The organism is Acetatifactor muris, assembly GCF_024623325.1.
Taxonomy (GTDB): Bacteria; Bacillota; Clostridia; order Lachnospirales; family Lachnospiraceae; genus Acetatifactor; species Acetatifactor muris.
Genome location: NZ_JANJZD010000077.1, coordinates 1 through 5,257 on the forward strand (window position 1 = coordinate 1; position 5,257 = coordinate 5,257).

Consider the following 5,257-nt stretch of genomic DNA (forward strand, 5'->3'; position numbering starts at 1 on the left):
GGGACGGGTCCCTTGTGGGGTTTGGGGCAAGGCCCCAAGGTCTTAAACTACCTATATCTGCAATTTTCAAGGTTCTTTTGAGCTTATTTTTTTCGGCTCGCTTTTTCATAGATTACTTGACACTACCTCACTTTCCATCAACTTTTTCAATTCTTCTTTGCTAGGTAATACGGTCAGGTACTTACTTGCAAATATCTGACTGTTATCTTCCGGTAAAGTCATCTCTACTACTGCGTTATTCTTATTTTTACATAACAGGATTCCTATTGTCGGATTTTCATCCTCCAGTTTTACCTTGCGGTCATAATAGTTTACATACATCTGCATCTGTCCTATGTCTTGATGCTTTAATCGACCAATTTTTAGGTCAAAGAGTACAAAGCAACGCAACAAACGATTAAAAAACACCAAATCCACTCTATAGTGTTCATCTTCAAAAGTGAATCTTACCTGCCGTCCAACAAAAGTAAATCCTCGTCCTAATTCCAGCAGGAACTCCTGTAAATGATCAATTATCTTAGTTTCTAAATCCGATTCTGAATATTTCGCAAGTTCCGGTAAACCTGTAAACTCCAATACATATGGATCTTTCAGTAAATCTTCGGGTTTTTCAATTATTTGTCCCTCCGCTGATAATCGTTCTATGCCCTCTTTATCTCTGCTCAATGCTAACCGTTCGTACAATGCACTGTCATATTGTCTTCCCAATTCCTTTACTCCCCATCCGTTCCGAACCGCCTCAATTTCATAAAAATGACGTTCATCTATATTTTGAATACGCATAAGTGATACATAGTGCGAAAAGCTCAGGAAAAATTTCCTTCCCTCTTTTGTCACAGGTAAGTTTTCAAATTGGGTAGACACGTTCTGCCCAATTTGATCCTGGGAATATACTACATAGAATCTACGCATCAATTTCAGATTCTCCACAGAAAATCCTTTTCCTAAGCTCTCTGTCAAACGCTTTGATAATTCTTTAAGAATGGCTTTCCCATATTCAGCTCTCTGTTTCCCATTTTGTTCTTCTTCTATAATCATCCGTCCTACTTCATAGTAAGAATAGACCATAGAAATATTTAATGCCATTTTTGCTTGTTCTCTGGCTTTTTTTAGAATTTCTAATACCCTATCGAAAAAATCACCTGTCACGATATTTTCCATGCAATATCCTCCCAGTTAAATTGGGCAGAAACCGTCTACCCAATTTGTATCATAACAAAATATCCATAAAAATTCTACGATAATGCAAAGTTCATCTCATTTTCACTTTCCTTTGCCATATCAAGGCTCTTATCCAAATGTAAATGGTATAGTAGTGGTGTAGTAAGTGCCTTTCTGCTTCGTGAAATCGTTGATTTTACAGGCTTTTTGAACGATTCCGATACTATATGTTTCTAAAGTATTTTCTCAAATCGTTTCATACTTTCTCATACTTGTCCCTGCAAAATTGGTAAATACGTTGGTAAAGTAAGCGGCTTTGCCAACGGGCTTTTTTAAGAGTTTGCCATTCGCGGCAGTTCCTCTTTTGCGTCATCAAAATTCACATGGGTGTAGGTGTTCAATGTTACGCTGATATCCGAATGCCCCATGATATACTGTAAGGTCTTCGGATTCATCCCCGACTTCGCCATATTAGAACAAAAGGTATGTCTGCATACATGAGGGGTTACTTTTGGCATCTGGATACGGTAAATCTTGTTGTACTTTTCGATGATATGCTCCATATACTTCTCTCAGTGAAGCGCAACCATAGGCATATCGTTCTTGTCCAAACATAAGAAACGGATATAGCCATCTACCATAGGCTCAACTTTCGGTGTTTCCCGATTAGCAATGATTCTCCGAAAACACGCTGCCACTTCTTCTGTCATAGGAACATAGCGGACACCACTTTCTGTTTTCGGCTCCTGAATCACATATTCCATCTGGGATGTGCGCTGTAACTGATGGTCTACCTTAATACGCATTTCTCCAAACTCAATATCAGGTATTGTCAGTCCGCAAAACTCCGAAATACGAAGTCCCGTCTGAAAGAGGATACAGATTGCGTCATAATATCTACTAAAATGATTGTCTTCCCTGATAAACTTGAGCAAATCCCTTTCCTGTTTCCGGGTAATCGCTTCTCTGGTAACAGAATCATTGACAATAACTGATGCCAGCTCAAATCCAAATGGATTCTTACGAATCAGGTCATCATCTACAGCCATCTGAAATGCCGGTCTGAGAACGCCACGGATAGAGTGAATGGAACTATAGCCTCTGCCGTCCACCTGCTGAAGCTTAATGAGCCACGCCTTTGCATCTGATAAACGCACTTTATCAATACGCTGCCTGCCAAATGCTTCCTTTTTCAAGACGTTAATGACTGTCTTATATCCGGCAACCGTGTTGTGGCGACCCCCTGTTTTCAGTGACACATACTTCTCCACCAACTCCAGCACCGTGTAATTGCCGCCATTGGTTACGATGTGGTCAAACAAATCCGCTTCAATCTGCTTTTCTTTCTCTCTCAATGAAGGCTCCCGCTTCTTGCCTTTCGGCATTGGGTCATTCTTATCCAAACGCCAACTGTAAACATTTTTCTCTTTTCCGTCCTCGTCAATATAATGGAACCGATACCTCCCATCTGAGCGCTGATATTCGCCCTCACGCAAAATACGATTACGGTTATCTCTTCTTTTCTCACTCATAGAATCTCTCCTTTCAAAGAAGGAGAGTCAGACTTGCAGAATTATCATACCACAAATCTGACTCTCCGTATAGCTTTATCATAGGATTCAGGCAATCTGCCGTTCTTTTTCAGGATTTTTTTATACAGCAGTTTCCTGGTCTAAATATCGTTCAAATTTCTCACGTTTAATCAAAGCCCTGTTTCCATTCATCACATAAAAATCTTCATTGGGATGTGTGTCAATGAGCATTCGCAGCTTTCTTTCCCCGATATGATAATATCCGGCTGCTTCTTCAATGGTCAGCGTATATCTACGCCAGACCGGAATATCTGAATAATTTTTTTCATCAACATTCAATTTTTTATTTGCCATAGTCAGTTGTCCTCCATACATGAAAAGGCCAGACAGGGAGGGTCGGCAACGAAGTCCGGCAACGGGCTGTCCTTGCCCGGATTTTTCAGAATGGAAGCTCCATCTGCTCCGGCACCGGCGTAAATCCCTCCGGGATTTTTTCCGCACCGTTGCCGTTGTCCGTTGGCGCCTGTTCCCGTTCCCATCCTTTCTGCCTGCCGTACCCGGCGAACATCCGGGGGTTGGAGAAATAATTCCAGCCTGTGACGCACTGGTTCATTATCTCGTTGATTTCCCGTATCTCCCATTGTTTCGACTCGTCAAAGTCATGGTTCAGGGCTTCTTTGTAAAGCTGCTTGGAGCAGACGGTATCGCCGGGGTAGCTGTCAAGGAAAGCCTGTATCATACCGGCCTTGGTGTCCTCCGGCATGAAGTCCCGCTGGTGTTCCTTTAGATGGCGCACCATTTCCGGGCTGAATGTTAGCTTCCATCTGCCGCTTTTGTAAATCTCCATCGCTTCCGCCCATACCTGGTTCAGATAGGCTCTGGAAGCGGCTTCGTCCTTCAGGATGTGTGTTTTCGCCTGTTCCGGGCATACCTGTATGGGGATGAAGCGGCGGTTGCCGGAACGGTCAAGGGGCAGGAAGTCAAGGGCGTTGGACGTGCCGCCGAACACGCACTGCCTTGGGCGGTCTGCCGGGTGGGTTTCATAGGGTATCTTGTAGACTTCCTTCTGGCGGCTCAAAAACGATTTGATTTCCTCTATGCTCTTGGCGTTTGCCGTGGCAATCATCTCCGACATCTCGATTATCCAGTGGCCTTGCAGCTTCCGGTATACGTTATCATCGTCCAGTTTCCGCAGGTCATCGGAGAACCACTCGTCTTTGACTGCCAGCAGGCGGAAGAAGGTTGACTTCCCGGCTCCCTGCCCGCCCACCAGACAGAGCATGACTTCAAACTTGCAGCCGGGGGAAAATGCCCGGTGGATGGCTCCCAACAGGAACAGGCGCAGGGATTGGAAAGTATACTCGTCCTCACCGGCTCCCAGAAAGTGACGCAGGCAGGAGCGTATCCGTTCGGTTCCGTCCCATGTCAGGCCGTTTAAATAATCCCGGACAGGGTGGTAGCTGTTCTCATCGGCGGCAAGGGCGGCGGCGTCCTGTATCTTTTTCTCGCTTGTCAGGCCATAGGTCTTTTCCAGATACAGCCGGATATATTTCATGTCCGTGTCGGTCATGGGGCTTCCGGCAGTTCTTTTGTAGCCGATTGGTTTTAAAATATCGGTGCGGTCGGTCAGCAGGTTGTAGGCAACCGCACCGGAAAGGAGCGGGTCGCACTGGAACACGGTCAGGCAGTTGCTCATGCTGTTGCGAAAACCGCCTTTTTCGGTGGTTTCCAGCATGGCCTTCACTTCCTCAACGCTCCGGGGCGACTCGGTGCTGTCTGCCATGTTCGCTATTTCCTGCCGTATCTGGGGCGGTAAATTCTGCCATCCGTCTTTCAAGGTTCCTCACTTCCTTTCCGTGTCCTGTGATAAGCGCCGCCCGCTCCTGAATATCCCCGGAGAGAAGCACGTCCATCAGGTATTCCACCCGGCTCATGTTCTGCAGGGCTTCCACAAACCGTGGGTTCCATGCTTCATCGGGCTGGCGTGGGGCGTATTCCTCCTTCCAGCGGCGCAGGAGATGGTAATAATCGGACAGCACCCGGAAACAGTGCCGCTCCATGCGTTTCAATTTCTGTTCCTCTGTTTCCCGCCGCAGTCGTGGCCGGATAGGTTCCTTCCCGGCGTTCCTCCCGTCCTCATAGGGGATGGAGAAGTCCTGCGCCAGCACAAGGGCGGCTTCCCGGCTCCCGATCCCGTGGAGCCGGGAAACGAAATCAATCACGTCCCCGGTGGCTCCGCAGCCGAAGCAATAAAAACGGCGGTCAACCTTCATGCTTGGGTTCTTGTCGTTGTGGAACGGGCAGACACACATCCCGTTCCGGTTTACTTTGATTCCATAACGCTCCGCAGCCTGCCTTGTGGTGACGGACTGTTTCACGGCTTCAAATACGTTCAATAGGCGTTCCCTCCTGATAATGAAAAAAGCACCTGACATTCTCGGTTCTTTCTGAACTTTGGGTATAATCAATAAATAAGACAGGATTTACACCTGTCTTATTTATTGATTTATTACTTCTCATATTTGGGTATTTGTGTTATAATAGAGACATCAAAATGAGAGGTG

General features: G+C 46.0%; 4 protein-coding genes and 1 pseudogene. All 5 read right to left on the reverse strand.

Features of this window, described 5'->3' with window-relative positions; genetic code table 11:
• Positions 1-105: 105 nt before the first annotated feature.
• Positions 106-1,161, reverse strand: a complete 1,056-nt coding sequence (locus NSB25_RS28690) for a PDDEXK nuclease domain-containing protein (RefSeq protein ID WP_103242732.1) — start codon at positions 1,159-1,161, stop codon at positions 106-108.
• A gap of 332 nt (positions 1,162-1,493) precedes the next feature.
• A pseudogene (locus NSB25_RS28695) lies at positions 1,494-2,693 on the reverse strand (integrase DNA-binding domain-containing protein).
• A 120-nt stretch (positions 2,694-2,813) separates the two neighbouring features.
• A complete protein-coding gene (locus NSB25_RS28700) occupies positions 2,814-3,047 on the reverse strand; it encodes an excisionase (protein ID WP_103242731.1) in 234 nt (77 codons plus the stop codon).
• A gap of 85 nt (positions 3,048-3,132) precedes the next feature.
• Positions 3,133-4,476: a virulence-associated E family protein gene (locus NSB25_RS28705; RefSeq protein WP_103242730.1), complete on the reverse strand. Its 1,344-nt coding sequence runs from the start codon at positions 4,474-4,476 to the stop codon at positions 3,133-3,135.
• Positions 4,442-5,089 (reverse strand): CHC2 zinc finger domain-containing protein, encoded by a 648-nt coding sequence (locus NSB25_RS28710; RefSeq protein ID WP_103242733.1) that lies wholly within the window; start codon positions 5,087-5,089, stop codon positions 4,442-4,444. Before NSB25_RS28710 ends, NSB25_RS28705 begins: the two co-directional genes overlap by 35 nt.
• Between the last annotated feature and the right edge of the window lie 168 nt (positions 5,090-5,257).

What these genes read in the sequence shown, in the direction of transcription:
- NSB25_RS28690 (WP_103242732.1), bottom strand. Translation starts at nt 1,161, where the DNA reads ATGGAAAATATCGTGACAGGTGATTTTTTCGATAGGGTATTAGAAATT.
- NSB25_RS28700 (WP_103242731.1), bottom strand. Translation starts at nt 3,047, where the DNA reads ATGGCAAATAAAAAATTGAATGTTGATGAAAAAAATTATTCAGATATT.
- NSB25_RS28705 (WP_103242730.1), bottom strand. Translation starts at nt 4,476, where the DNA reads ATGGCAGACAGCACCGAGTCGCCCCGGAGCGTTGAGGAAGTGAAGGCC.